The organism is Candidatus Halobonum tyrrellensis G22 (genome assembly GCF_000495475.1).
Lineage (GTDB): Archaea > Halobacteriota > Halobacteria > Halobacteriales > Haloferacaceae > Halobonum > Halobonum tyrrellense.
Genome location: NZ_ASGZ01000070.1, coordinates 22,136 through 48,202, shown reverse-complemented (window position 1 = coordinate 48,202; position 26,067 = coordinate 22,136). Strand labels below are relative to the sequence as shown.

Genomic DNA, 26,067 nt, shown 5'->3' with positions numbered 1-26,067 from the left:
GTTGAATCGAAGTTAGCCGTTGTGCGGCTCTGTGTCGTCAGGATTCGCGGTTTTCTGGTTCTGTTCGGTCGGCGGCCAGTCGTCGTCGAGCGACCACACGCGGTCGATAACCGAGCGAATGCTGTACATCGTGCGAGCACCCCACACTGTCCGCTGTTCGGCCAGCCGGCGACCGACGTACAGCACGCCGACGAGTGGGACGGCGATCAGCGCGGACTCGAAGATAGCCGGCGGGAGGAGCGAGACGGTGGTGAGGTAGGAGGCGACGGCACCAGCGAGTGCGACGAACAGCGCGTACCGAGCGGCGAACACCCACGGTGCGGGATTGACCGGTTGGCCATGGATATCGCGGTCCTCCCGGAGTACCTTCCGGAGGTAGAACGCGACGCCGGCCGACCCGACGCTCCAGAAGACGAGTGCACCGAACAACATCCCGTCGGGGAAGACACCGTGGCGAACGAGTATCCAGTCGACCGCGCCGAACAGGCCAACGGCGGCGAGGCCGGCGACGAACTGCCAGCGCGGGCGGCCGTGACCAACCGACGGTGTCTCACCGCGTCGTCGTTCCTTCCGGAACAGTTCCCGCTCGTAGGCACGCTCTTGCTCATAGGTGTGAATCACGTATCCGACGCCGATACCGACGAGAGCGATCCAGGGCTGAGCGAGGAGCAGCGCTCCGAGTGTCTGGTACTGAGCGAGCGTGGATTCGACCCACTGAATACCGGTATCCGGTGAGACGAATAAGGCACCCACAGCGCCGGCAGCTGCAACACCTATCGCGAGTAGCAGCGCTAGCCCGATCGTTGCGACGAGCGCTCGTCGGAGAAGTACTGCTCGCCCCGTGTGAGCGAAGACGCGGAGTTTCTCGGTGAACTCACGCAGAGACGCCTTCGCGTATCTCAGCGACGGCTTCCTCTCTGCGGTCTTGAGATCGATCGCCCGACTCGTTATTCGATCGACGGCTTCGATCTCCTTCCATTCACCACAATCCCAGCAGACTGTGATGTTGTTGTCTACTGGGTCATCCGTGTTCTTCTGTGGCTCCACCGCGTCGATTAGATACCCTACGCGACCTCGAGGAGTGACAATATTCCCGCAAACTTGACAATTGTAGTTATCTCGACGGGCAACTCGATGGATCAGTTCGTCGCTCTTCTCTGTATCAGCTGTCCTCGACTCGCGAAGCAGAGACTGTAACCCATGTCCAGCAGACCCGATGGCTGTCCGAAGCCGGGTCCCGATTGAGGGGGTAGAATCTCGGCTATCGGAAGGAGTACGCGAAGTGTCCTTAGCTGTCCTACGTTGGCGGCGCGCCTTGGCGGTCGATACCTCTTCTCGAAGTCGCTGGTCGTCCTTTTTCAAACACTCGTGGCATACCGTGACGAGGTTCTCTCTCTGGTGATCGTCAGGATCAACCGGGACAGCTGCGAGACCATGCTCCGTCTTCGGGTATCCGACCGTCCCACAGAGCTGGCAGGTATGTCCATCCCGTTTGAGAGCCGCTTCACTTGCTTCGCTGTAATCAACGTCGTCAGTCATAGCCGAGTCTCCTGAACGGCACGAACGCTGTCTTGATGCTGCCGCTCGTACCGTCCCTGTTGGTACTCTCCGTCCTGAACGACGCTCCGGGCGTCATGGGCAACGTCGTTCGGCTCGTCGTAGAGAACGACGGGATCATCTTCGTGCCCTCGTGATACGCGCTTTAGACCTCCTTCATCGAGGAGCCAGCCAGAATTCGAATTCCCGTCACTGACCGTTTTGAACTCACCGTCATCGTCGAAGTAGCCTGCATTGTACTGGTCTCGGTCGAGTTCCGATCGCGTCGCCGCTTTCTCGAAGCCGACGCCGTCAGGAACGCTGTCGGCGTACTCCTGCGTCGGCCGGCTGGTGATTCGATCCCACTTGCTCGAACTCGCGCTACTGCTCGTCGTGGAACTACTCGACGACGACGACCCAGCTGACGCGCCCCCACTCGCACTACCGCTCGCTCCAAACGAGGGCGACGCCGTGGGTGCCGGCGGCCCGCTGACACCCTCAACCGTCGAACTGCCATCGCCGAGTTGACCGGCAACCTCGGGACTATCTGCCGGCCCAAGCCGTCCACCGAAGGCGCCGTCGTTCTCGCGTGAGAACGGCGACCCGTTCAGCGGGTCGACCGTCCGCCCGGCGCCGGCGTTACCGGTTCCTGCGGCACTACCGCTGGATTCCGACCCGCCCGAACCACCGAGGTTCAGGTTGGGCCGTGAGAGGCTGCGTCCAGCGGCCGCGCCGAGAGCGCCAGTGGCGAACATCTGTAATGGGCGCATCTTTCGACCGCCAACGAATAAGAACAACGGGGCAGTCAACGCCGTGAACCACAGTGTCAGCACCATCACTGTGATCACGTCAGAGCCGATGACCAGCCCCGCCGCCCAGCCGAGTTGTCCTCGAAGTGCGTTCACGACCGGGTAGCCGACACCGAGGATAATCGCCGTGGGCACAGGCATGAGCGCCGCGGGCGCGAACAGCGAGCGGAAGAACTCGCCTTTCTCGGCGATCCACTCGAAGATCCAGATGTCCGGCAGCGACAGCGCGATGAACACCGGGTACACCGGCATCAGGATGAACGGCGCCACGTACGACAGCCCGAACACGATCGCGATCAGCGCGAGCAGGACTCCTGAGGACAGGTAGATCAGGAGCGCGGCGACGCCGGCACCGCCGGCAGTCCCGATCACGGATTGGAGGCTCGCGAAGATCTCCTCGCCGGCAGGCGCGAACGTTTGCGCGATGCCCAACGAGAGATGCAACACGAGCGAACACCAGACCCACGACGCCAGAATCCGAAACAGCGCGATCCACCCCTCCGAGAGCTTCGTCTTCGCCTCAACCGTCGGGCCGGATGGCAGGAACGCGGTGAGTCGAAGCAGGAGCATTCCGAGAATCCACACGCCGAGGGCGGCCGGGAGGCCAACGTTGAGCCACACGGCACGGACCGTGGTCATCGGCGGATTGGTCGGTTCACCCGCGAGCGCGACGTTTCCGTTCCGAAGCGGAACGGGACGACTCACCAACATCTCGACGACGGACTCTGCCGCGTTCTGAAATTGGGTGAGTACCCAGTCGGTCACATCGTCAACGACGGCGCCGACGGTCCGGACGAGTCCGTTGCAGACTTGTCCACCGATTCCGCTGACGCCGCTACATACGCCGCTGCCGTTGACCGTCGAGCCGTTCGTGCCGGTGCCGTTCGCGGGCGCGGCTGGAGTCGCGGGAGTTGTCGGCGTCGACGGTGCCGACGGCGTGGCGGTGGGTGTCGACGGCGGCGTGGGTTCCGGTGGTCCGTCACCGGGGACGGGCGTCGGCGGGAGTGCTGTGGCTATCGGTGCGGCGGCGGTGCCGACGACCAAGAGGAGTGCGAGCCCGAATAGACGTATGGCGTTGTCCATCAGTCAGGGGGAGAGAGGGGGAGGGTGGTCGGCGGCTGTCCCGTCTACACAGTTCAGACGAACGGGACGAGGTCGACGCAGGTCGCGAGGTCGGTGCCCGTGAACCCGATGAACAACTGCATCACCAGTGCGAACAGCGGCGTCGTGATCGACGCGAACGCCGCACGGTTCCGCCAATCTTTGATCTCTTGGACCGCCTGCGGGTTCTTCGGGAACGCCGAGGCGTTGTGGAGGATGTACGAGAGGATCGCCCCGCCGATCATCAGTAGGCCCACGATGAGCGGAGCGGCCTGATTGATCGTATCCGCGAGGGGAGTCCCACAGATACCCGACCCAGCCTGCGCTGCGACCGGAGCGGTCATCCCAGTAAGGGCTACGAACGCGGCGAACCCGATGGTTGGGGCGTGTGTCTTGGTGGTTTCGTAGAGGCCGTGCGCTTTCTCGCGGACGGGCTGAGCGTCCGCGTCGTCGTCTGACCGCGTTTCGCTTGGTTTCATCCGGGACATAGCGTCCGCATCAATGGGCGACCGGAACTGAATTATATTTACCCCATGCAACTAGTTTCAGGGTCCGGGACGATCTGAGAGAATTCTAACTAGTCTCGTCTCTCTGGTCCGTTGCTCAATACCGTGACTACAGCCGTGGCTGACGGGCCAGGCTACGAACAAATAGGAGAAAGGAGGGTGGCGCGGCGACAGTACTACATGAGCGGCTGGCTCTGTGCTCGAATCGACTCGAACATTCTCGTGGTCCAATTGAGGACCGTATCACTCCCTCCATCGAGTCCAGCGTGGAGCTGATCGTTGTCGTCGACAGACGCGATCATCGCCCGGTCGCGGTCGAACGTCGCGAGTGCCATCTGGAGTTGCCCCGGGTAGATGTACAGGTTGAAGTTGTCAGCACCGAGGGCACGCTCGAGGTCGTCTCCGTAGTTGGACTGCATGGCATTCACAGCACCCTGAGCGACGACCAACTCCATCTGCGCTCCGGCGTCAAACATATTCTCGGCGATCTCGATGTAACCGGGGCTCATGATCGGAAGGATACCTGCGAACCAGTCGATATCGCCCTCACGCGCTTTGTTTCTGAAGACCTCCATTGTGGCGTGGGGATCACCCGAGACGGGCGCCGTGAGCTCGAAGTCGGTGACTACGTCAGTCGGAATCTCGACGTCGGTGTCGAAATGTTCGAAGAACGCTCGCTTGCGGAGCACACTCGCGAACGACTTCTCAAACTCGTCGTAGTGGGTGATGAGCGCCGTCCCGAGAGCCGTGAGCTGGTACTCGCCGTCCGCCTCGGCCACCCAGCCCCGCTCCTCCATGGCGTCAATCGCTCGATGGACGGTGGTTTTCGAGATGTCACACCATCTCGCGAGGTCCGACTGCCGTGCAGGGGAGTCGGCCAGCTGTTGGAGGATCGTGATTCGATTCTGTGAGGACGTAAGGAAGGCGATATGCTCAAACGGGTCTTCAGCCATGGTTCTCAGTCTCCGAATGACTCTTCTCTTCGTGATTATATAAAAGTCAGTGGAATCGTTAGTCTTTCTCGCTCTCGTCTGGTCGAAGGTTCGTAAGCTCCGTCGGTAAGGGGGCCGTGAGCGCGTCAGTACATGGCTAGTTATCCGAGGAGCATCCGGATTGCCGACTACGAAGTTACGAACGAGCTGTGAACTTGGTCGCTTGCTTCCGGTGGCTATCGAAGTAGTCCCAGACCCACGCGGTAAACTCGTCGTGACGACTCACGAGGTGCGCCCACAGGTGGCCGGTATCCCCGTGATACACGCCGATGATCGCTTGGTCGTTGTAGAACGCGACACCACAGTCGAGCCGCGAAGGGTACTCGTACAAGTCCAGTTCGTCACAGCGCTCCACAAGGCTGAGCGTGTCTGGATACGATGATTCCGCCGCGGAGACGACAGCGTCGTCGACGACGAGTTCGATCTGTGTGTTCGCTTTCGCGAGCCCTTTGTAGAGCGTGATGAGGCTGTGACTCGCCGCGGGCATGACTCCATAGAGTGCGTTGGGGTCGGCCGCTTTGATGCGGTCTGTAAAGCCGAGGATCGCCCGGTCGGGATCAGCAGGGGACGCCGTGATGGTCGTGATGGTATTGGAGCCGAGGGCCTGAATCGGAAGGTCGGCCCCGATCGACCCGAGTGCGTTGACCACCGGAGCGTTCTCGGTCGCCCACTCCACAGTGTTTTGGAGGGTTCGAAACGCGTTGCTCACCTGTTTTCCCTCCTCGGTGAGGCGGTAGCGGCCGTGATCAGGGCGATCGATCAAGTCCCGTTCGAGGAAGTCGTCCATACACCGGGAGACAGTCGCCTTCGACGCCTCCGACTCAACGAGCATCTCTTGGAATTTGACCTGGGCGTCCCGGACGGTGAGCGTCTCAAGTAAGTCCATTCGGTAGGATGAGCCGCCGAGAAACGAGAGGAGTTCCTGGTCAGCGGTCTCAAGAAACGCGGAGTGGGCACGGACGACGAGATGGCCGGTCGCGGTGAGCGTATATCTCCCGTCGTCGCCTTGGCTGAGCCAGTTTAGGTCAGCCATGCTGGTAAGCGCGCGATGGGCGGTCGCGCGTGAGACGGAGTCCTCGGTCGCGAATTCGCTGATGCTGATCGCGTCGCCAGTCTCGCGGAGGTGCTGTAAGACTCGCTGTCGGTTGACCGACTCGGCGAGGAACGCGACCTGTTCGTGCCCCACTACGTGGCACGCTTTGGCGGACACGTTATAGAACCACCGTCCGTTCGTCGGAAGGTTAGCCAGTATCGCGGGACGGCTTGATGGGAGAACGAGAATAGATTCCTGAGAAGGAGAGCGAGCGGATGGATTGTATCAACCGGGACCGGGCTGGATTAGTACGCCCCTCTCGTGGTACGGGTCACATGGAGCGACTGCTTGTCGTCGGTGGGAGTGGATTCATCGGGCGCGAAATCTGTCGGCTCGCAGTACGGGAGGGATGCGAGGTGCGGAGCGTGTCTCGAAGCGGCCAGCCGAACGAGTCTGCCAGCTGGACGGACCGGGTTGAGTGGACCGCCGCCGACGTGTTCAGTCCCGACACTTGGCGTGACCACCTCAACGGCTGTGACGCCGTCATCCACTCGATGGGGACGCTCCACGAAGCACCCAAGCAGGGCGCTCCGTTCGAACGAGTCAACGGTGACTCAGCGATCATCACCGCACTCGAGTCCGAACGCGCCAATGTCGAGTCGTACGTCTTCATCTCCGCGAGTGCGGCACCGCCGACGGTTCGAGACGCGTATATTACAGCGAAGCGCCGGGCTGAACGCGCGATTGCCGATCTAGACCTCCGAACGCGCATCCTTCGAGCGGGGCCGCTCTACGGAAAGGGCCAGCCCCACTTCCCGTGGTTCGTGAACCAAGGGTTCCGGCTGCTCGACAACCTCAACTCAATTTCGGAGCAGATGGGTGATGCTCGTCCCCTCCCAGTCGAACCTGTTGCACGCGCCGCGCTCGCCGCTGCGGACATGGAGCAGGAGACACCTCAACTACTGGATATCGAGGCGATTGCGGAGTACCGACGATAATCGAACCAGCAAGGATTACTCAAGAGAATCTCAGCAGTACAGCCCCAGTGTTTCTGTCGTGCTTCTACGAGGTATCTGAGTTTCGTCACAGCCTTCGATACGAGGTGACCCACCGAAAACAGGGTTTTAATCACAGCTGACTTCTCACCACAGATAGATGTATGATATCACTGGGTTCCAACGAGATCTCCTCTACGTCATCGCTGGACTCACTGACCCGCATGGACTCGCGATCAAAGAGCAACTCGAAGACTACTACGAGGGTGAGATTCATCACGGCCGTCTCTACCCAAACCTCGACACACTTGTTGACAAAGGGCTTGTTGAGAAAGGTCAGAAGGACCGCCGAACGAACGTGTATTCGATCACTCAACGTGGAACACGCGAGATCGAGGCCCGACGGGAGTGGGAAGACCAGTACTGGGATGACTCGTAGTCAAGTAGGATCAGGGGGGAGCCGAACCGTGGAAAACGTTGATGTGACCACCATCGAAGGCGAGAAAGCTATACGAGTATAGAAGCCACCGTCCAGCGGGCATGACGAAAGCGGACCTCCTCCAAATAGGCGGTATCGGGGAGCCGACTGTGGCCAAGCTCGTCGCCGACGGGATCACCACCAAGGCCGAACTCCAGACAGTCCTTCAGGAAGTTGCTCCCCCTGCTCGGCACATCTATTCGAGCGCGCAAGCAGTCGTTCTCGCAGCTCTCGATCTCCCGACGATCGGCGCACCCACCGTCTCACAGTACACTCGCCAATCCGAGACCGATCGGACACTCCAGTATCGGTGGGACCGTGAGCCGGAGGCGCTCGTCCTCCAACTCAGGGAGAAGTCGGACGGTTACCGGGCAGAGTGGGTGACTAAAACAGGAAAGCCTCTTCGAGGAAAGCACTATAAGACCCGCGAGAGCGCCGAAGACGCGCTGACTCGGTGGGCATACCGCCCCCCGGAATCAGCCTAGGTATGGGCACAGCGTTGAAGTGTTTATCCGACGAGCCAGTCGGTATGGCTGATCTTGTGGTCAAGGCCGCGGTCAAGGAGTACTTCGACGACCAGAACGTTGCGAGCGATTTCTACGACGCGCTCAATGAAGAAGTCGAGGAACTCCTCGTCGAGGCCGCCCAGCGAGCGACCGACAATAACCGAAAGACCGTCCAGCCGAAAGACCTGTAACGTCGTCTCAGTTCGTCACTCTGTCCCAGTGGTCGCTCTATTCTGGATAAATCGGTTTACTGCTCTTGGAGAACTCCTGCCGCAATCTACTTCCTCTGTCCTTACGTTCACGGAGACGAGCAGCCGATGCTACAGAAAAGGCGATCAATCAAACCAGACTCTGCGCTTATGACACAGCACTCGATTCTGGAAACGACTCGGCGGTGCATGCCTCGGCGCTGGAGGACTCCTCCTTCTCTCCCTCTACCTCTTCGATTCGACTGGGTTTCACATGTGGGCAGCTCCGATCGTGAGTCTTCTCTTGGCCGTACTAGTGGTCATTGGAGCCGCTGACGGCTACTACAATACGGGCGACTCATAGGTTATCTACCATCTCTGCTGGCCAGACTCACCTTACATTTCGCTTCGTAGACGAATATTAACCAACAAGGGACTAACGACTGTTAGTTAATGAGAGGTAGGCTGTCTCCACCAATCAAGAACGCATCATAGAGTCCCCACAGAATATCGAATCCAGAATGGGGAGGGTCCCCCGACCCATGGTGGACATGGACACCACACGGACGATCGAGACGTAAGACGGGGCCACAGCGTCGGATTGTAGGTTACCCGTATTGGATTAAATAAATTAATTTATATCTTTTGAACACCAGGTTGCTGAAATTGTTCTTCGCCTGCGGAACGTCTAGTAGATGAAAGTCCACTATCTGCAGCAAGAGAGGTGAACTGGTTACCTTACACTCAAAAACGCGCAAAGTTCGCTCTCTCAATTCGGGTTTTATTGGGATTAAATTTTTTACAAGCCAATATATTGCTTAGGAGGTAGTGATTCCCATATCTGAGGCCATCACCAACTCTGCCTGCTGCTTGTAGGCCTCAAAGGTATCCGTCGCCCATTCGTAGACCTGACTATGTGAGGTTTCAATCAGCGTGCGGGGGAGGTCGCCGTCAACGGCGAGGAGTTGGACGCAATCGTTGATTATGCCCACAGGCGGTGATAGATTGGTCTCCGTCCGGTAGATAGTAAGACGGTCAGTCGCGATCATCTCTTCGAAGTACTCCAGGTACTCATCTTTGCTTTGGATCGTATTCATGACGTCCGGCTCAACAACTAATTCACACGTTGCTCCATGGTTGATGATCCGCTCGTATATGACTTCGGTTCCGTGAAGGCCAATAATTGGGAGAAGGAATCGACCATTGTACATTGATTCGATTCGACTAACGTGATAGTTGATTACTGCGTACGGGTCGCCCGGGTCAGCAGCAATGATTTCTGCATCAGCAAGATAGGAATAGTCTAGATCGAGTGCGTCTTCATCAATCCACCGAAGGAATGGATCGAGCCGAACCCGCTGTTCCGAGGCCTCTACAAACTCAACGAAGCCATCCATAATGCTAGCTCCAAGTGAGGTTAGCTGATAGCCACCGTTTTTATACTGGACGAGACCGGCTGCTTCCAGATCGCGGATCCCACGATCAACAGTCGATCGGGAGTAATCTAGTTCCGCAACGAGTGTTCGCTTGTCCTTTTGGTTCTCTCTAAGACATGTGAGAAATGAGTCTCGTTTGATAACCAACTTAATCAGTTTCTCCGTCTTGTCATTCAGTTGCATAGAGGGCGAGTAGGAAACGGCATAGATAGCTTCTTTGACATTATTCTGAGATTCGAGTGAAGAAAATAATCCATCAATCGCGGGAGATTCTCTAGAGGAGAATATGTTCTTTCCCCGCCATTAAAATTAATTAATCTAATATAATGGGTGACTCACGATCGATGACGATGACAATTTAGATCTGGAAACTCAGAGCATTGGGCTAGCCTCAATAGAAGACATAGATATACTCTTCAAGAGTCGATACTGTGAGAACATGTTATTATAGCTGTTCGGGAAGGTTCGTAATCACTATCACTCCAGACACGAAAGAAATAGAACTGAAATTTTCTGCAGATTCTCTAGAAAGTTATTATCAACCAATATGATACTGGCTAGTTAGGCCAGTTTAAGAAGTGAGCAGGTTGGGGAGGATTTTACTAGGATGCTCGCAGACCTGCTCAATGAGTCGTTTGCGCCGGATTTCCAAGGATGTTGGGAGCGTGAGCGGACGGCAGAGCCCGTCAGGGTGTTCACCGTCCGCCTTCACACGACCGATTGTTCAATTAGAGAAATAGCTTCGGTTCTTGCTGAATTAGACGTGAAACGCTCTCATTAGGCGATCTTTCGTAGGTACATCGATTGGCTGACAACGCTCCTGACCCGCCAACAGCGCAGCCGTCGCGGGTCGCAGTCAACGAGATCGTTGCCAGACTTTACAATCCGGGGAGGAACCGTGTGAGGATACCGATTACCCCACCAGCAATCAGTCCTGTTACTACCTGTTCAAGGAGATCTGATGAAAGGGGGAGAGTAGTTACGAGAGGGAGATACAGTGAAAGGATTGCACCAATCACCCCACCCAGGGTGCCAGCCAAAACTGGACCTAGTGGATACTTGGTAACGCTTGACGTGACTAATGTAGACGTCGATGCTCCTAACGCATACCCGCCAACATCTATCATGGCTGTAATCAAGCCAACGAGGGTAAAATCTCCAGATACCAGCTTTATGTATACTCCGAGGCCGATGACTGTTCCAATTACGACTCCGTTGAACTCCCCGAGTATTTTTGTTAGTCTCATAGTTGTAAAGAACCCTTAGACTGGATTGGGGTTCCTAAGTCCTGAGCTACTCTTCTATTGACCACCCTCTCCGTGAGTCGGATTGCCATGCCAAATTACTAGTTGTACCCAAATTTGCGTTATCGTCTGAGGAATCACCGAGGGAGTGACTATACCAATATGAATTATCGTACTCACGGTACCGAACAGTCACTATATCGCAACTACATATTTACAGTAGCCGCCAGCTCTCTAGAGGGTTATTCCGACCAATTGTCGACAAGGGATTCCACTCCCTGCTGTGAAGTAGCTCGAGCTATGAAAATTTGAGCAGAGAGCTCTGGTTGCTCACCGACCAACGCTACATGTCTGCCGACGGATCCTCCAGAAAAATCAACTACCTTACCGTCAACTGTCGTTTCGCGTGTTAGCGCTGTCCCAACTGCAAGTGCAAGTCTGAGCTGTGCAGCGTACGTCTCTGAGTTGGTCTCAGCAGTAACCTCAAGTTGAATTCGATCACCAGTAACCCCAGTAGCTGGCTGTGCACGGACCGTTTGGATATACTCCCCATCCGAGACGGTCTCGTTAAGCGGGTCGTAGTCGTACCGAAACGGCGCCGGTGGCTGGTCGATTTTCCCTCGACTCGTATCGAAGTCGGACGGAGTAGGCGTTGTGTCCACTGTCCCGATGGTGATAGTCGCTGAAGTAGCGTCTCCGTCAAGCTGCGATACATCATTGGGATCAACGTTGATCGCGTCCGTGTAGACGGCCGCACTGGCCCCCCCGCCCCCGACGAGACCAATGCCAAGTAGCTTGGCGAGACTCCGGCGTTTCATTACTGAGTCCCTCCGTTAGACAAATGAGCAAATGACTGTGCTGGCCGCTCTTGTGTTACTGCAGCGTTGAGCGAGTTTGATGCGCGTTGACCGATCGCCGTCTCGGTCGCTCCATAAATCTGAGCAACCGTTTTTGCCATCTCATTGGCCGTCTCAGCCCACTGACCATACTTGGCAGCACGAGGTTGGGCGTTCCCGACGACGTCCCAGACGAAGCCGAGATTGGAGTCGGATATCGCCTGCCAGTATTTCCGAGAGCCTTCGAACGCGAGCGCCTTCATTTGGAAGTCCATGAGAAGGTTCCAGTAGTATTCGTGGCCGGTCCCCATCGAATGCTCTCGTTGGGCCAGAGTGGCATCCAAATCTCGAAGCCGGCGGAGCACAGGCATTCGGGCTGTGGTCCACGCATGTGCAAGCCCGTGTGCATCGGTTGCCAATTTGACTGGCCCGTCAAACGAGTCGACGGCCATAGAAATAGCAAGTCCAACGAAGATGTCCCTCGCCTCACCCAACGCATCCTTCACACTAGTTTGGAGGAGCGATTGACCGAGTGCACCACCCGTCCCGATTGCCGTCATTGCGCGGCTCCAAGCCTGTGTCAACGATGTCCCCGTCTGGACCACGTCGTTGCACAAGAGCCCGAAGTCAATGAGTGTCTGAAGCGGCCCGCTCGTGTCGATATCCTCGTACCAAGCAACCTGATTAGTCAGACCATGCAACGTCTTTGTATTCTGTAAGCTAGCAGTGAGCTTCACGAAACTCTCCTTCCACGGTTCGTTGGTCTGTTCAACGTACGTATTTGCGACGTCACTCATTGCATCTAAGATCGCCCCCTTGACCGGTAGATGAGCACTCGTAAAGAGGAGTGCTTCAGTAATATCCCATCCAACATCTAGATAGCTACCGCTCCGATAGAAGTCAAGTGACCGCTCTCGGAGATCGCGCGTTTTCTGAATTCGTTGCTCCCAGTCATAGTCGGCAAACCGCTGTTGTGGCCAGAAGTCGGTCGCAATGACTGCTTTCGCTCGCTCCGGTGAGATTAGTTCGTAGTCCGTCGTGGTTACCACTTCTCGATCGACGGGCTGGTTCGGAAGATCAGCGATGAGATAGTACGTCTCTCCAGCGACCTCAACCTCGGTGTGTGATCCTTCACTAAGTGGCGGAAGAGAGGGAGATCGAACCGAACCTGAGCTAAGGTCATACACTTGCTCACTGATGAGATTCCCACGATTAGTTCGAATAATGGCCTGCACCAGAACGGTTCGGTCGTCGCCGACGATCCGGGCAACGTCTTCGTAACCGAAGTCGACCCGCTGCTGTGTCTCATATGACTCTCCAACTGCTAAGCTACCGATTGATTCGGATCCAGCCCAGATAGCTGTCCCACCGCTGCGGACGGTCACGTCGACGGTGACGTCAGTAGCCTCAACGTCCCCCGCGTTCGTCAACGAGAGCGTGACGTCACGACAGGTCGGCCCACAGGAGACTACCCGCTTGATGTCGGCTACAAACTGTAGCTCCCCCACTGGAGCCGATTGGCCTTGTCCAGTATCGGACGGGGATGAAGACTCAGTTGTCGTCCCTCCAGGTTGTCCAAGCCGGATGTCGTCGAACCACATCTCTGACTCGGCCCCATATGCCCCACTCGATTGCAAGAGGAGCCGATACTGCCGATCCAGCGGTACCTCGACATCCGAGAGTGAAGCGTCGATGTACTGATCACCATCGTGGTACCCGTGAATCCGTTCGCCGGACTTCTCTACGCGGACCATATGAACGGTTCCAGGTTCTGGTTTTATCTCGAACGGCTGACTCACTCCCAAGATGTTGAAGTGAGGATTATCCTTATCTGGCCTCCGATGGGGCCCAGCTAGCGGATACCAGTGTTCTCCCTCAACTCGCTCTCCTTGTTTACTTCCGTTTCGATCCGAATCGAGAAGCATAGCGATCCCGCCCCGGCTGTTTTCCTCCTCGAAATAATACTTGTATGAGATCTCGAACTCACTCGATAGATCTATTATTCGATCCTCCGTCGCCAGGGCGTTGTTATCACAGTTCGAATGCAGGTAGAGCGATCGCTCACCCGAGATTGCGTTAGTAGTCGTCGTGTCCCACTCATTGAGGATTTCACAGTACTGGCTTCGTGACCCCCACACGGTACTCCAGCCGTCAAGGTTTCCATCTTCGAATCTGTCTTCGAACGCCGGTGGCGCCGTCGCGGTGGCCGTGTCAGCTTCCTCGGTCGTAGAAGACGACTCGGAACTCCCCACTACCACCCTCGTGATGTAGACTGTGATCTCTCCCGGCCAGACTCCGAGACGTGCTTCGACCTCTGTCCCAGCAGGGACGCTTTCCGGAAGCGTTCCGCGAAGCACCCCATCCGTATCCGCCGTTCCCGATCCTCCCCCTCCACTATCCATATCGATCGTAAACGAATCGTCGTCTGGCGGGTGAAGAGTAATCCGAGGACCGCCTGGCTCACCTTGAAGATTCGGAGATTTGTAGTTAACTGTGATTTCGGTCCCTTCTGTTAAATCACCGACCGGATGGTAGACCCCGATATGGTTCGGCCCTCCATCCACCTGCAGTTTTATGCTTCCACTGTACTCGGAGGACCATGCACCCTCGCCTTTCGTTACTCTCTCGTCAGCCCGCGAATGAAGTCCGATCGTCCAGCCGCTTGGGCTTGATTCGAACTCTTCAACGAACGGCGGCTCTAAGACCTCTTGAGCCATCGTAGCCGAAGAATGATTTAATCGTTCCGGGCGAATATGGTCAGACCGGTGTTTCATAATGCGATCAACAGAAGATCCAGAGTTTACGTTACTGTCTGGGTAGGTCGGTAGCAGCTACACTCTCGTATAAATAACTATCGCGCAGATATCAGAACCCGGTACAAACGTCTCTTACCGTTCGATTATTCATCATTAACCTAGTAGCGGAATCTAGGGTCCGAGGCTAGAGTGTTGATTTATTCGTAGTTGTTCCTGCTGTGGTATTCGGGTGAGACGTCGGAGCCGGCGTTCCGGAAGCCTCTGTTCCGTTTTCTGAGATGAAAGAGGGCAACTGACTGATGTCCAGAATATGGGGCATATCTGGGAGGGCGATCAAATTTCCACTATCAAGGCCACTTGCGAGCGCCATCCCGATCAAGATACCAATAGCGACACCGACGACCAAGGCGCCCGCGAGGTACGGAGCAATACGCGCAATGTCCGCATGTCCGTCACTTGTTTCACCTTGAGCTGACGATAATATATCGTTCCCCAAGCCGGTTCCTTCGTTCCTGGTTGGCTCGGGAGGTATCATTTTCCCCTTCGTATCGCCGAGTGACTCTAAGCCTTCCTCCCCTCCCGGCTCAACCACGCAATCGTACGCCGACATCCCGCCATCGAGTGTACTGGTGTCCTCGGTGATCGCGGCGGTAAGATCCGCTTGCGCTGTTAAGAGACTCGAAATGAGGCCAAGTGCTGTCTCGTACGACTCGGTCGCGAAGTGGAGCCGCTCTCCGTCAGCGAGCAGCTCCCGTGCTCGTTGCCGTTCGTCAGCAGAACTACCTTGATTCGGTGATCCGCCAATCTCCAGTAAGGTTCCCAAGAAGTTCTCGTTAGTAGTCGAATCAGCGACCGACAAGCCATGCTCTGATTCCGCATGCCGGACTATCTGAGCCGCAAATCCGGATGGGAACCGGTCTAAGAACAGATCGTCAGCTGAGTTGCTGGTTGGGACGCTATCTCTAGTATGACCACTAGGGAAATCAGCCGGAGATCGATCGCTACGGTCAGGTTGATAGCGTGCATAATACTGTTCGAGCCGGCCGGAGTCGGACTCACGAGCGCGGAAGTACGTCGTCAGCCTAGGCACCTGTCCGTGGTAGAGCTCACAGACGACCCCGTACTGGTTCATGCGCCGAATGTCTTCGTCACGTTCCCCATGTGGGTCGGCGAGCTGATGGCCCCGTGAGTCGAAGATCGTAATTGTCGCCATGTTAGTTCTCCCCGACCATGTCGAGTAGTTCGTCGAATCCGACGGTCGTAACAGTGCCATTCGCACGCATTGGTACGCGCTCGCCACTATCATCGACCGTTGTCTGATAGTAGACAGGGTGGATTTCTGATGCGCTTCCCGCCTGTGCAAGGAGCGACTGGACGGTCTGATTTGTCCCTAGCTGTTCGTTGACGTACTCTTTGAAGTCGGGGAAGTACTGCTGAGCATCGAGCCCACGCTCGGAGCGGAACTGTTCGGCCAGCACGTCGGCTTTCGTCGCGATGAGGATGACGTTCTTCTCTTCGGTGGCCTGCACGATATCGAAATACGGTTCGATCTCAAGTGGTTCATCGTCGAGCCAGCGATTCGAGTCGATCAGGAGGATCAGTGTATCCGCTTGACGGACGTTGTCAGCGACGCGTTTGAGTGTGTTCGGCGGGTCGTCCGCATCTTCCGTCCCCATGATGATATCCGGAATGTCCTCAAGCCACTCGCCAGCGTAGTCGAGACTCGACACTTCGACGTTCTTCGGGAAGACGTTTCCGTGGACGTACTGAAAGTGCAGGTCCTCCAGTTCCTGTGCACGCGTTGCCTCGACGAACCAGCCGTCACCTTGCCGATCTAAAGCACCGACGAGATTGATCAGATCCTGACTCGGGTTCAGTGGCGTCTCCGAGTCATCTTGGGTGAAGCGCTCGAGTGCTTCTAGATACGCCCCGACCAAGAAGAGACTCTTCCCCGATCCAGTTGGCCCCAACACGAAGAAGTCCCGCTCTGCGTCGTACTGGACGAACCGCTTCGTCGTCACGATGAACGCGCCCACGAGTACCGCGTTCATCAGGAGTTCACTGCTCTCCCCGACGACGGCGAATTCGGAAGCAACCGGCTCCATCACGACCTCATTACGCGCGATCTCGAGTGGGAAGGGATACTCGAGGTGGTATTCGAGGAATCCGACCACCATTAGCGCACTGAGCAAGAAATAGACTGCTCGAGATGCGGAACGAAACTCACGGGGACCGTTCGAATTGACGTCGAGAATTGAACGACCACCGCCAACTACGCCACCGACCACGAGTCCAGCGGCGACCCACTGTATGTTCCCGAAGAGGTCAATGTTTGGAAGCAGTAGTCCCATCGACGACAGAGCAAGAAGTCCGACGATACTACCGACAAACAGCAACACACCCTGAAACCGCTTTTTCGTATCGAGGATCATCAGACCCAGCAGGCCGAAGAACAGACTCACTAAGACGACCGCAATAATCTCCAGCGAGAGACCGATCAACAGACGGGTTTGAAACAGCGCACGAGTTAGCTCGGCTCGCTGCCATGCTTGCCCAAGCATCGGTGAAAGTAGGCTCGCGAAAATGAGGATTGCAATCGCATAGCCGACGAGCAGGAACTTCTCTCGATTCCGCATCACGAACCTAACCGGACCGCTCATTTGCCTTCCTCCTCTGTTTCAGCCGCTGGCTCGGCTGTGCGGTCTCCTCTCTTATCGGCAGCAGGGTCCGCACTCTCGTCGACCGCATCGACACCGAAGACGACGGTATCCGAGTACTCTTCAAGGAGTTGGTTGACGACGCTGCTTTCGTCTTGGAGGAAGAATTCGACGTTCTCTGCCGCTTCGACGTTCAGCGTTCCGTTCCGGTAGACGTACCGACCCTTATCGAGCCAGAGACTGTGGTGAATCCGGATATCAACATCCTGCGCATTGGCCCACTCTGCATACCCAGCTGCGTATCCATCTGCCTGAACTACCTTTCGGATATTATCGAGGAAGACCCCATCGATGAACACCCCTAATCCGATATCCCAGTCGTTGCCCAGCTCCGGATTCCACGCACTGTATCGTTGCCGCGTCGGGCTTCCTTCGAGATCGAACGCCTCGCGGTACGTCGACTTGAGGTTGATGTCGTCTCCCTTGATTTGATCAATCGCTTGGCTCATGACCGCCACGCGGACTCGCATCCCCTCGTATCGCCGCCCATTCTGACTCAATTTACGGCGCTGCAACCCCGTGTATTTCCGGTCAAGCGTGTTGTTCGCCAACTCCTCAAGCGCATCGCGGACACGGTGTCGCTCTCCGGCTCCGGTCAACAAGCCCGTTTCAGCGAGCGTCTCGCTCCCAGTCGCCTGAAATACCTGTTCTGGCTGGATGCTCTTGACGAACACGTAGTCATCGGATCCCGAAGCGACCGACCCACCTGTTTCATCGCCAAATTCGTCGAGCTGTTTGTGGAACGACGTTTCATACTCTTCTAGAGTCCGACGACGATTGCTGACCGCCTCGAACAGATCGATTGTCGCCTCATAGAGATCGATCTCTTCGTCGACTGTCTCGAGACGTTCTTGAAGCGTCACTCGTCGACTTTCGAGATCGTCGGTGCCCTCGAGTTCGCGTTCGAACATCTGGCGGACAATTGCAGAGCAAGCTTCTACATCGATCTCGGAACTCGTTAACTCTCGCCGAAGGTCATCGAGATTCTGTTCGGACGGGGAATCATCAAGTTTCTCACGGAGACCGCCGACGATCGCTTGTTGTAGCTCTTGACGCTGTTCGTCGACGTCTCTGACGATTGGGGCGACGCTGAACTCAAGTTCGGCGGTGAACGTGTCGCTTGGCGGACCGACGGTAAAGACGCCAGCGTCGTCGAGCCGGTTCGAAGCCATCCGGTATGTCTTATTGGCATCCTGTCGTGTTTCTTCGGTCGTCGACTTCCAGGGTGTGATCCTCTCAATCGTGCTCTCCTCTTGATTGAGAGTGAGAAACGCCTCACGAGCGTTCTTGAGTTCGGAGAGTGAGCGATTGATATCCTGTTTTTCTTCGTCGATACGGAGACCGAACCGCTCGACCATTCGCTCGATTTCGTCGAGGTGATCGGTGATCTCACTGCTGCTGATGTTGCTGACCTCCTCTTTCGATTCTGCGTTGGTGACTTCGCCCATGAACCCCGAAAGAGCAGTTTCGAGTTGTGCGAGCTGCTGTTCAACCCGTGCGACATCGATTGCCTGGAGTTGTTCAAGCTCCGCTTCGATATCGTGATGCCACCGGGTAACCTCCGACTCGATCTGCTCGGCTTGCTCATCGCGTAGTTGCTCAAGTTCATGCGTCGTCGATTGCAGTTCCTCGCTCGTTCTCTCGCGTCTCTCCTCAGCGTCTTCGAGATCGGCTTCGAGCCGTCGGATCGTCCCACCGGCACTCGTTCCTCCCTCCTCTGCACCAACGAGATGCTCCACAGTACGCCGAATTCGGTTATTCCCGATTGCGCTTTTCCAGTCAAGAAGCTGTTTTCGACGTGCGAGCGACGCGAGGTCCTGCTTCAGGATTTCTGCGAGGTGGGCGTCAACGTTGTCGGCGTAGTTCGTATCTCCCCGTGGGGTAGCAACACCGGCTCGGAGTGATCCACTGATGATCTCAATTTGATCCTCGACGTCTTCGGTTTCTGATTTGGCATCGTTGAGTACTTCCCGAAAAATCTCAACTGATTCGTAGTCTAGTTCGTCGAAGAGGTCGTATGTGAGAAGCGACTCTATGACTGCTAATCGGTCTTGGACGTCAGTTTCCTCTTCACCCCGAAGCCCAGTCTCATTCAGGTCGTAGTGCCGCTCAAGAAACAACTCTACTTCTTCGTAGATGTCGCTCTCCGCTTCGAGTGCCTTCGACTTTTGATCGAGGATCTCCTGAAAGTCGGCTCGGGCTTGTTGGATCGCCTCAACGTTGTACCGGAGTACCTGTGGGATCCCGATCGTGAACGGAGCAAACTGAGGAGACCCTTCGAACACGTCCTCCATCCCTTGGTTGTTGTAATAGGCAGCGATGAGATAGACTGCTGCTTCGTCAAACTCCTCCAATAGCTGGTCAGATTCGACCCGATTACCGCGCTTTCCATCGAAGCCGGTTGGATCGATCGGCATCACGATCCGGTCTTTGAAGATTTCCTCGCCCTCGAGGCTGAGCCGTTCTAGTTCTGAGAGTGCTGCGAACGCGTTCGCATTCTCTCTGAGTCCTTCTGTGTGATTCGGCAACACTCCGAAGAGAGTAATATCCGCTGTCGGCATTTTCTCCGCGAGTTCATGTGCTACGTCACCGAAAACTCCTGATCCGGTCCCTCCACCTAGGCCAGCAATGACCGCAACCTCTCCCTTGCTTGGGATGTCGATCATCGTCGCCAACTCGTCGTCTTCGGCGTACGCTTTGTAGAACATCGCTTTCCCCAACCCTCGCTTTCTAACAGCACCTTTCGCGAAGTTGAGGTTCTCTTCGATGTGGCTGTCTTCCAACCACCAGTCCCCTCTCCGCATTCCGTTTCCGGAAGTGATGCGAGGAACGACATCGTCACCGGTCAGGTCGATCCGGCTGTTGAGCATGATGTTTTCCGTGACCAGTTTGTACCGAATGTCGACGTCTCCGACCCGTCCCTGAGAGGTATCGCGAAGCTCCGCTTTCAGTTTGTCCCGCTTGCTCCGGATCTGGCGAATCCGTTCCAAGTCAGAGTTTTTCTCTTCCGAGGACGTGTCGATGATCGTGACCGTGATCGATTCGGGCTCTGGGCGAGGCTTGAGGATATCTCTGAGAAGCCACTCCGACTCAAGTAGTTCGATACCGATGTCTTTGCCCGCGCCACCAATGGTGAAGATCTGATCTGGAAGATTCATGATTTAGTTTGATCGTCCGTTAGCGCTTCCGGGTTGCCGACACCACAGGAAACCGCAGACCGGTAGGTTCAACGTGAGAACTATTCGATGGCGAGAGTATCTCGGCGCCATCAGCCAGTCTGATTCCCATGCTTTTGCGCATGGGAATTTCTTCATTCACGTTACTGGTTGACGAAGTCGGCAGCCGATGAATTATAGTATAAAAATGTGTCTAATCCCACACGATTGTGCAACTCTCTACGAATTATGTTGTATATACGCCGTAGAGAGTTGAAGAGGGGCTCACCCACAGAAGTCAAGTTCACTGATGGAGAGAATTCGTTCACACTCGGGACAGACCCACGTGCTTCCCGAGATCGCCTTTCCGGTTCCTCGCGGTACTGCAGTAGGATCGCGTACTGGTCGAATATCCTCGTGACAGTATGGACAGATCGCCATCGGTTCACCAACTCTCGAACTGGATCTGTCCGCGCTTCCACTCCATACATCACTGGTGTTCTCGGGGAGTATTACCCCATGGGACGCTTGGTTGCTCAACGGACGATTCGTGATAGAAATCATTTGGGGAAGTGGTTCTCTTTCTTTGCAGCTTGAATTTTCTCCGAGATATCTCTAACTGTCGTCGAAAATACTATTACGTTGGTTTCCTATCGGCCAACCATACAACTAGATGACACGACTGAGGAACTAATTAATATCGTCGTCCAGCGGACGTCGTTCCTGTCCTTTCTCTCAGAGGGGTCGAGAGACAAGCGAACCCTCGTTGCAGAACTCGAGTGTTCCCGGTCGACGGTCGATCGTGGTATTCGGGAGTTACAGGCGGTCGACCTCGTTGAGCACAGCGACGGAGGCTACCAACTCACCCCACTCGGGGCGGGTATCATGGAGAGCTTCGAGGAGTTCACGAGTACTGCCGAACAGTGGATCCGGCTCAACCCGTTCCTTCGGTGGGTGGACGAGGATGCACTGGACTTCGACTATGGACTTCTCGACGACGCAACAGTCGTTATTGCCGAACCCGGTAACCCTTACGCCGTCATCAACCATCACGTTGAACGGATTCGAGAGTTAGACGAAGGTCATTTCCTCCTGCCGTATACCGGCCTTCACGCGACGGAAGTCGCACACGAATCGATCGTCGATCGTGAGGGAGCGTGTGAACTCGTCGTTGCACCAAGCGTCATGGAGACTATTCAGACCAACGAAGAGTACACGACGCTTTTCGAGGGGATGGTCGCCACAGGGCGGTTCGACGTCTACCAGGCATCCACCGAACTTCCGCTGTCCGTCGGAGTCCTTGACGACTACGTGCAGATCATCGCTGCCGATGGCGAACAACCGCGAGCCCTCATCGAAACTACCCAGAGTGAGGTATACGAGTGGGCAACCGGTGTTTTCGAGACGTACAAGCGTCAGGCAGAACTCACAATGTCGTCGTCGACCTCGGAAATCACTCTTTCCTGAGCGGATGGTATCTCCATATCACCAAAATAGACGTCGTCGTTGGGTAGTGAGAAAGTGGGTGACAGTCTGGAGTTACTGAACTGGGACCGACTCGATCGAGAAAAGAAACTTCGCTACCGTAGTTCTGAATTATGAATGATTCATAGTGAGGTTCTGACGGTCGGTCGACACTCACAAAGCTATTTTTGCTCACATCGATGTACTATCGAGTATGAGCCGCGACGAACGACCTGAAACACGCCTCGATGACGCCGTTCGTGAGCAGTTGGAGCGTGTCCTCGCCGAGCATCCCGTCTCGTTCGCCATGCTCTTCGGGTCGGCCGGTCGCGAAACGCTGAGCGACACGAGTGCCCTCGACCTCGCCGTCGAGTTCGAGTCGCTTCGTCCCACCGACGACGGCTACAGTCAGGTGTACCTCGAACTCACGGCCGCCGTCGACGATGCAGTCTCTCGGTCCGTCGATGTCGTCGATATCCACTCAATGTCACCTGCGTTCGCGCGAGCGGCGTTCGACCACGGGGTAGTACTCGTCGGCTCCGACGCCCAGCGAGAGCGACTGGAGCGTGATCTGGCTGGCGAAGCGTCGACGGTCGCTGACGCACACGAACGGGTTGCGGCTGCCGCGAATCGGCTTCGTGAGGGACAGTAGGATGGCTCAGGTGGCCTCCCGTCGTCTCTGGAGTAGCAATGGCTCCCGGTAGTGGGATACCGCCCGATCGGGCGAATCGAATCGCGGATGCCGTCGAGGATATCGAGCAGAACGTCGCGCGGCTTCGTGACGATCAACAGCTAAGTCGCTCCGAGTACACCGCCGCCGAGAACTACGACCTGCGGAACGCAGTCAAGCGGAAGTTCGAGAAGCTGGCCGAAGCGACACTCGATATCGTCGAAGAGATCTGCAAACAGGAGCGTGATGCTGCACCCGACCGTCGGAAAGAGAAGATCAGAGAACCGGAGAACGAGGGAATCATCTCGGCGGATGTGGCCGAGCGATTACGAGAAGCGACTGGATTCCGCGACGTGCTGTCTCACTCGTACGGTCCGATCGTCAACGACGATCTCGTATACGATGCGCTCCAGACGAGTCTCGACCGATACGTAGACTTCGTGGAAGCAGTCGAAGTCTATCTCTCGGGGATGTCTGAAGAGTAAGAGCGGCCCTTTCTATCACTACAGCCCGAGTCGCTCTCGTATCTCGTCATCGTGTTCTAATGCAGTCGCAACGACAGCGTCGAAGTACTGTCGGTTCTTTTCGAGTTCTTCTCCGGTCTCGGCGTAGTACTCTCCGTCGAGGCGTTTGTACATCGACATCAGCTCGCGATACCTGCTCTCCGGGAGGTACATGTGCAAGTCATGCGTCTCCTCTACAAGCCGCGTTTCCTCTGTTTCCTTGGTCTCTTGTGTCTCCTTTGTCTCCTCTGTAGGAGACGTGTTGCTCGTAGACGATACATCTTCGTTGTCATCGCCGTCTTGCGTTTCCTCTGTAGGAGATGGTTCCTCTGTCTCCGCTGATTCCTCCGGCTCCTCCGATTCGCCTGGTCCGATCAGCCCTTCTAGTGCCGACTTTCGTTCGTCATCACCATCGCTCATTACGCACTCACCTCCTCTTGGACTCTGGTCTCAATGTCACCTGCGAGTTCGTCGTACACGGCTTCCATATCGCACTCCTCCTCGTGTGCGAAAATGGATACACCCGAGTTCCAAGCGCGCTTCAGAGCTACCCGATTACGAACGTGGTAGATCGGGATCCTGTCCGCGAAGTCGTCGAACCAGTCGAGCATGTACTCGGTATCGTTGTCCGTCGGGTACTGGACATCGTTCACTACCAGCCCAAGCCGCTCGATATCCCGGTAGTGCTTCTCGATGATTCGCACCTGCTCGAATAGCGTTTCGAGAGCTCTGATCGACCGCCGAACCGGATTCACTGGTACGACTAGGTTCCCCGCAGCCACCAGGCTGTTGTTCGCGATCGGGCCGAGATGGGGTGGAGTGTCGATGACGATGTAGTCGTAGTCGTGTGTGATAGCGTCCAGCGCCCCCTCTAGTCGTTCCTCCGTCTTCGGTAGGTTTTGGATCTCCTGTTCGAGCCCGAACAGCTGCTCGTGAGCGGGGATTACGTCCATCTCTTGGTGGGATTGGATGAGGTCGTTGATCTCGTCCTCTCGGTCGATGTCGGTGAGAACCTCGTAGAGTGACGGAACGTCGGCTCGATATCGGTCCTCGAATCCAGTGCCTTCGGTCGCCGCACCTTGTGGGTCCATGTCCACGAGTAGTACGTCGTGACCCCGGTTCTCGATCCCGAGTGCCCCGGCGAGATTGATCGAGGTCGTTGTCTTCCCACTACCCCCCATCTGGCAGCTGACGGCGATGGTAACTGTCATCGTCGCATAGGAGATATAGGAGATACATATAGATAGGCGACGTAGGAATCGTAGGAAGCGTAGGATATAAAGGAAACAGCCCGTGATTAGCTACTATCTCGAATAAGAGCGGTAGAGTGCGTCAGCCGGAAACAGAGGAAAGAGTCCAAAGGCAGAAAACGAAGTGTATTTTCTGTTTCCTACGTCTCCTATAGTTCCTCCATCTCCGATACCTCCTATACAGACGATTATCCTACGTAGGAGATTACCTCACTCTGTAAGTGATAGAGTCGTCAACTGGCAGGATTACTCCTCAAAACGAGCCTAGTGTACGGGTCTCTGATCCATAGAGCGGGGCCATCCGGTCGTCGTCCTCCAAGATATCGCGGACCACGTCTTCCCGGATATCTAGGTCGTAGAGGTAGTACGAACCTCCCTGTGAGCCCTTGTTCCGCTCGTCCACGTCGAGGAATCCCTTCAACGAGAGCTGTGAGAGCCGGTCGCGAATCGTGCGATCGGTCTTCACGTCAGCGTCGATCGCCTCGGCAGCCTGTTGGTATTGTTGGTAGATGACGTTCGACTTGACGGGGAGTTCGTCCTCCTCACTGAGACGAAGAACGGCGTGCAATGTCAAGTGCGACTGTGTCGGTAGTGAAGCGAGTTCATCCTCGACCTTCCCGGCCTCGACAAGTGGTTCGGCCTCCCTGACGTGGTCTTCTACCACCGTCGTCTCATCTCGACTACGTGCGAGATCACCAGCCTTGTAGAGCAGTTTCAACGCCTGTCGAGCGGAGCCGCTCTCCTGGCCACTGAAGGCGGCCGTGAGTGGAATGACGTCGTTGCTGAGTACGTCGTCCTCGAATGCTTTCTTCGCACGTTGTCGGAGGATGTTCTCGAGCTGTGGTGCATCGTACGGCGGAAAGTGGATCTCCTCCTCTGCGAGGCTGTCTTTGACGCGAGCATCGAGATTGTCTCGGAAGGTGAAGTCGTTGCTGATGCCGATGACGCCAATCTTCGTCTCCTCTGGTGGGACGTTCCCGTTGCTGTTCGCGCGTGGGAGTTGGTAGAGAATATCGTCGTTCCCGCCGATGCTGTCGATTTCGTCGAGGACGATGAGAACGTGAGTGGCATCGAGTTCCGTGAGATGAGTCCAGAGCATCTCGAGTACTGCGTCGGGACTGTAGCCCGTTGGCGGAATCTTCTCGCCCGGCGGGCGGAACTCGTTCACGAGTTTGACTGAGACCTGGTAGCTGGAGTTGAGGCCCTTACAGAGAATATTCAACGACTTGATGTCGAGATAGTCGTACTGCTGTTGATCCTGATCCAATCGGTCAAGGATCATTTCGGTCGCGATGGACTTCCCGACCCCAGTCTGCCCGTAGAGAAAGATGTTCTTCGGGTCCTCCCCCTTGATCACGGGCTTGAGCGCGTTCTGGTACTCTTGGAGTTCGCGGTCTCGTTCGACGAGGTCGTCAGGGGTGTAGGTGTCACGAAGGACTGACTCGTGAGAGAAGATCGGGTCGTCAGCCGAGAACGGTTCCAGCCCCATGTTGTCGAAACCATTAGAGAGCAGTATCTTAAATCCCCTCGCTTCCTGAGCTTCCTCGGCTTCCTCGGTCTCTCAGGAAATTCGGTGTGTCGGTTAAAACACGCCCCCTCACACACACCGAATTTCCCGAGAGTTCCACGTGAGACACCCGGCTGTCGGGAGGACGTGACCCTTCTAGCCGGAGAAAAGACTAAACCCTAGCTCCTACAACAGTACCCGTACCGCAGAGAGTAATATTAATTGCTAGGATGTATAGTGAGAACAGAACTAGTCGCGCGTAGCGGTGGGGCGGCTCCACACGATGACTCTCAGGAAATTCGGTGTGTGTGTTGACCTAGTCTCGCCATCCACTCTCGGGAAATTCGGTGTGTCCCAGGAACCGGGAAACTGGGAGATCACCGGA

The 26,067-nt window shown here is 56.1% G+C and carries 22 protein-coding genes and 1 pseudogene; 8 read left to right on the top strand and 15 right to left on the bottom strand.

What is annotated here, in order from left to right:
* Positions 1-12: 12 nt before the first annotated feature.
* The 5 genes from K933_RS18100 to K933_RS16925 all read right to left on the bottom strand — a co-directional run bounded on the left by K933_RS18100 (position 13) and on the right by K933_RS16925 (position 6,130).
* Positions 13-1,047, bottom strand: a complete 1,035-nt coding sequence (locus K933_RS18100) for a hypothetical protein (protein ID WP_152529858.1) — start codon at positions 1,045-1,047, stop codon at positions 13-15.
* A gap of 488 nt (positions 1,048-1,535) precedes the next feature.
* Complete coding sequence (locus K933_RS16940; RefSeq protein ID WP_152529857.1) at positions 1,536-3,428, bottom strand: hypothetical protein; 1,893 nt, start codon at positions 3,426-3,428, stop codon at positions 1,536-1,538.
* Positions 3,429-3,481: 53 nt separating this feature from the next.
* Positions 3,482-3,925, bottom strand: a complete 444-nt coding sequence (locus K933_RS19125; RefSeq protein WP_235063464.1) for a hypothetical protein — start codon at positions 3,923-3,925, stop codon at positions 3,482-3,484.
* A gap of 203 nt (positions 3,926-4,128) precedes the next feature.
* Positions 4,129-4,905 (bottom strand): helix-turn-helix transcriptional regulator, encoded by a 777-nt coding sequence (locus K933_RS16930; protein ID WP_023395980.1) that lies wholly within the window; start codon positions 4,903-4,905, stop codon positions 4,129-4,131.
* 175 nt (positions 4,906-5,080) lie between these two features.
* Positions 5,081-6,130: a transcriptional regulator FilR1 domain-containing protein gene (locus K933_RS16925; protein ID WP_049948002.1), complete on the bottom strand. Its 1,050-nt coding sequence runs from the start codon at positions 6,128-6,130 to the stop codon at positions 5,081-5,083.
* A gap of 182 nt (positions 6,131-6,312) precedes the next feature.
* Between K933_RS16925 and K933_RS16920 the strand changes: the two genes are divergently transcribed.
* From K933_RS16920 to K933_RS16915, 4 genes are all read left to right on the top strand, one after another.
* Positions 6,313-6,975, top strand: a complete 663-nt coding sequence (locus K933_RS16920) for an NAD-dependent epimerase/dehydratase family protein (RefSeq protein ID WP_049948001.1) — start codon at positions 6,313-6,315, stop codon at positions 6,973-6,975.
* A gap of 157 nt (positions 6,976-7,132) precedes the next feature.
* Positions 7,133-7,411 carry a PadR family transcriptional regulator gene (locus tag K933_RS17585; protein ID WP_023395977.1) on the top strand — a complete coding sequence of 93 codons (279 nt, stop codon included), beginning with the start codon at positions 7,133-7,135 and terminating at the stop codon, positions 7,409-7,411.
* A gap of 101 nt (positions 7,412-7,512) precedes the next feature.
* A complete protein-coding gene (locus tag K933_RS18095; protein ID WP_152529856.1) occupies positions 7,513-7,935 on the top strand; it encodes a hypothetical protein in 423 nt (140 codons plus the stop codon).
* A 44-nt stretch (positions 7,936-7,979) separates the two neighbouring features.
* Positions 7,980-8,147 (top strand): DUF1931 family protein, encoded by a 168-nt coding sequence (locus K933_RS16915; RefSeq protein ID WP_023395976.1) that lies wholly within the window; start codon positions 7,980-7,982, stop codon positions 8,145-8,147.
* Between the two features lie 815 nt (positions 8,148-8,962).
* Here the strand turns inward: K933_RS16915 and K933_RS18090 are convergent.
* Positions 8,963-9,763, bottom strand: coding sequence for a helix-turn-helix transcriptional regulator (locus tag K933_RS18090; protein ID WP_152529855.1), 801 nt, complete (start codon positions 9,761-9,763; stop codon positions 8,963-8,965).
* 424 nt (positions 9,764-10,187) lie between these two features.
* On the opposite strand from K933_RS18090, the pseudogene K933_RS19120 reads away from it, so the two are divergent.
* A pseudogene (locus K933_RS19120) lies at positions 10,188-10,459 on the top strand (IS6 family transposase); the annotation flags it as partial.
* Here the strand turns inward: K933_RS19120 and K933_RS18085 are convergent.
* The 6 genes from K933_RS18085 to K933_RS16890 form a co-directional block, all read right to left on the bottom strand.
* On the bottom strand, positions 10,459-10,827 hold the full coding sequence (locus K933_RS18085) for a hypothetical protein (protein WP_152529854.1): 369 nt from the start codon (positions 10,825-10,827) through the stop codon (positions 10,459-10,461). The pseudogene K933_RS19120 and the gene K933_RS18085 sit on opposite strands and share 1 nt — an antisense overlap.
* A 239-nt stretch (positions 10,828-11,066) precedes the next feature.
* Positions 11,067-11,642: a hypothetical protein gene (locus K933_RS18080; protein WP_152529853.1), complete on the bottom strand. Its 576-nt coding sequence runs from the start codon at positions 11,640-11,642 to the stop codon at positions 11,067-11,069.
* The gene (locus K933_RS18075; protein WP_152529852.1) at positions 11,642-14,377 is read right to left on the bottom strand and encodes a hypothetical protein; all 2,736 of its coding nucleotides are present in this window, start codon (positions 14,375-14,377) and stop codon (positions 11,642-11,644) included. Before K933_RS18075 ends, K933_RS18080 begins: the two co-directional genes overlap by 1 nt.
* Before the next feature lie 223 nt (positions 14,378-14,600).
* Positions 14,601-15,548 (bottom strand): hypothetical protein, encoded by a 948-nt coding sequence (locus K933_RS18070; protein WP_152529851.1) that lies wholly within the window; start codon positions 15,546-15,548, stop codon positions 14,601-14,603.
* Positions 15,549-15,630: 82 nt separating this feature from the next.
* Positions 15,631-17,076 carry a hypothetical protein gene (locus tag K933_RS16895; protein ID WP_023395974.1) on the bottom strand — a complete coding sequence of 482 codons (1,446 nt, stop codon included), beginning with the start codon at positions 17,074-17,076 and terminating at the stop codon, positions 15,631-15,633.
* Complete coding sequence (locus K933_RS16890) at positions 17,073-20,291, bottom strand: tubulin-like doman-containing protein (protein WP_023395973.1); 3,219 nt, start codon at positions 20,289-20,291, stop codon at positions 17,073-17,075. Before K933_RS16890 ends, K933_RS16895 begins: the two co-directional genes overlap by 4 nt.
* 639 nt (positions 20,292-20,930) lie before the next feature.
* Between K933_RS16890 and K933_RS16885 the strand changes: the two genes are divergently transcribed.
* The 3 genes from K933_RS16885 to hepT all read left to right on the top strand — a co-directional run bounded on the left by K933_RS16885 (position 20,931) and on the right by hepT (position 22,907).
* Entirely contained in the window at positions 20,931-21,755 is an 825-nt protein-coding gene (locus tag K933_RS16885) for a transcriptional regulator FilR1 domain-containing protein (RefSeq protein WP_049947998.1), read from the top strand.
* Between the two features lie 211 nt (positions 21,756-21,966).
* Positions 21,967-22,404, top strand: coding sequence for a type VII toxin-antitoxin system MntA family adenylyltransferase antitoxin (gene mntA / locus K933_RS16880; protein ID WP_023395971.1), 438 nt, complete (start codon positions 21,967-21,969; stop codon positions 22,402-22,404).
* Between the two features lie 38 nt (positions 22,405-22,442).
* On the top strand, positions 22,443-22,907 hold the full coding sequence (hepT, locus tag K933_RS16875; protein WP_023395970.1) for a type VII toxin-antitoxin system HepT family RNase toxin: 465 nt from the start codon (positions 22,443-22,445) through the stop codon (positions 22,905-22,907).
* 18 nt (positions 22,908-22,925) lie between these two features.
* Here the strand turns inward: hepT and K933_RS18065 are convergent, their stop codons facing one another.
* The 3 genes from K933_RS18065 to K933_RS16865 all read right to left on the bottom strand — a co-directional run bounded on the left by K933_RS18065 (position 22,926) and on the right by K933_RS16865 (position 25,664).
* The gene (locus K933_RS18065) at positions 22,926-23,345 is read right to left on the bottom strand and encodes a hypothetical protein (protein WP_152529850.1); all 420 of its coding nucleotides are present in this window, start codon (positions 23,343-23,345) and stop codon (positions 22,926-22,928) included.
* The gene (locus K933_RS16870; RefSeq protein ID WP_049947997.1) at positions 23,345-24,136 is read right to left on the bottom strand and encodes a ParA family protein; all 792 of its coding nucleotides are present in this window, start codon (positions 24,134-24,136) and stop codon (positions 23,345-23,347) included. Before K933_RS16870 ends, K933_RS18065 begins: the two co-directional genes overlap by 1 nt.
* A 292-nt stretch (positions 24,137-24,428) precedes the next feature.
* A complete protein-coding gene (locus K933_RS16865) occupies positions 24,429-25,664 on the bottom strand; it encodes a Cdc6/Cdc18 family protein (RefSeq protein ID WP_023395968.1) in 1,236 nt (411 codons plus the stop codon).
* Between the last annotated feature and the right edge of the window lie 403 nt (positions 25,665-26,067).

Coding starts and splice junctions, on each gene's coding strand:
- K933_RS16940 (WP_152529857.1), bottom strand. CDS start 3,428: ATGGACAACGCCATACGTCTATTCGGGCTCGCACTCCTCTTGGTCGTC.
- K933_RS18085 (WP_152529854.1), bottom strand. CDS start 10,827: ATGAGACTAACAAAAATACTCGGGGAGTTCAACGGAGTCGTAATTGGA.
- K933_RS16915 (WP_023395976.1), top strand. CDS start 7,980: ATGGCTGATCTTGTGGTCAAGGCCGCGGTCAAGGAGTACTTCGACGAC.
- K933_RS16895 (WP_023395974.1), bottom strand. CDS start 17,076: ATGAGCGGTCCGGTTAGGTTCGTGATGCGGAATCGAGAGAAGTTCCTG.
- K933_RS18090 (WP_152529855.1), bottom strand. CDS start 9,763: ATGCAACTGAATGACAAGACGGAGAAACTGATTAAGTTGGTTATCAAA.
- K933_RS18065 (WP_152529850.1), bottom strand. CDS start 23,345: ATGAGCGATGGTGATGACGAACGAAAGTCGGCACTAGAAGGGCTGATC.
- K933_RS16870 (WP_049947997.1), bottom strand. CDS start 24,136: ATGACAGTTACCATCGCCGTCAGCTGCCAGATGGGGGGTAGTGGGAAG.
- K933_RS16865 (WP_023395968.1), bottom strand. CDS start 25,664: ATGGGGCTGGAACCGTTCTCGGCTGACGACCCGATCTTCTCTCACGAG.
- K933_RS17585 (WP_023395977.1), top strand. CDS start 7,133: ATGTATGATATCACTGGGTTCCAACGAGATCTCCTCTACGTCATCGCT.
- K933_RS18070 (WP_152529851.1), bottom strand. CDS start 15,548: ATGAACCAGTACGGGGTCGTCTGTGAGCTCTACCACGGACAGGTGCCT.
- K933_RS16920 (WP_049948001.1), top strand. CDS start 6,313: ATGGAGCGACTGCTTGTCGTCGGTGGGAGTGGATTCATCGGGCGCGAA.
- K933_RS18095 (WP_152529856.1), top strand. CDS start 7,513: ATGACGAAAGCGGACCTCCTCCAAATAGGCGGTATCGGGGAGCCGACT.
- K933_RS19125 (WP_235063464.1), bottom strand. CDS start 3,925: ATGAAACCAAGCGAAACGCGGTCAGACGACGACGCGGACGCTCAGCCC.
- mntA (WP_023395971.1), top strand. CDS start 21,967: ATGAGCCGCGACGAACGACCTGAAACACGCCTCGATGACGCCGTTCGT.
- K933_RS18080 (WP_152529853.1), bottom strand. CDS start 11,642: ATGAAACGCCGGAGTCTCGCCAAGCTACTTGGCATTGGTCTCGTCGGG.
- K933_RS16890 (WP_023395973.1), bottom strand. CDS start 20,291: ATGAATCTTCCAGATCAGATCTTCACCATTGGTGGCGCGGGCAAAGAC.
- K933_RS18075 (WP_152529852.1), bottom strand. CDS start 14,377: ATGGCTCAAGAGGTCTTAGAGCCGCCGTTCGTTGAAGAGTTCGAATCA.
- K933_RS16930 (WP_023395980.1), bottom strand. CDS start 4,905: ATGGCTGAAGACCCGTTTGAGCATATCGCCTTCCTTACGTCCTCACAG.
- hepT (WP_023395970.1), top strand. CDS start 22,443: ATGGCTCCCGGTAGTGGGATACCGCCCGATCGGGCGAATCGAATCGCG.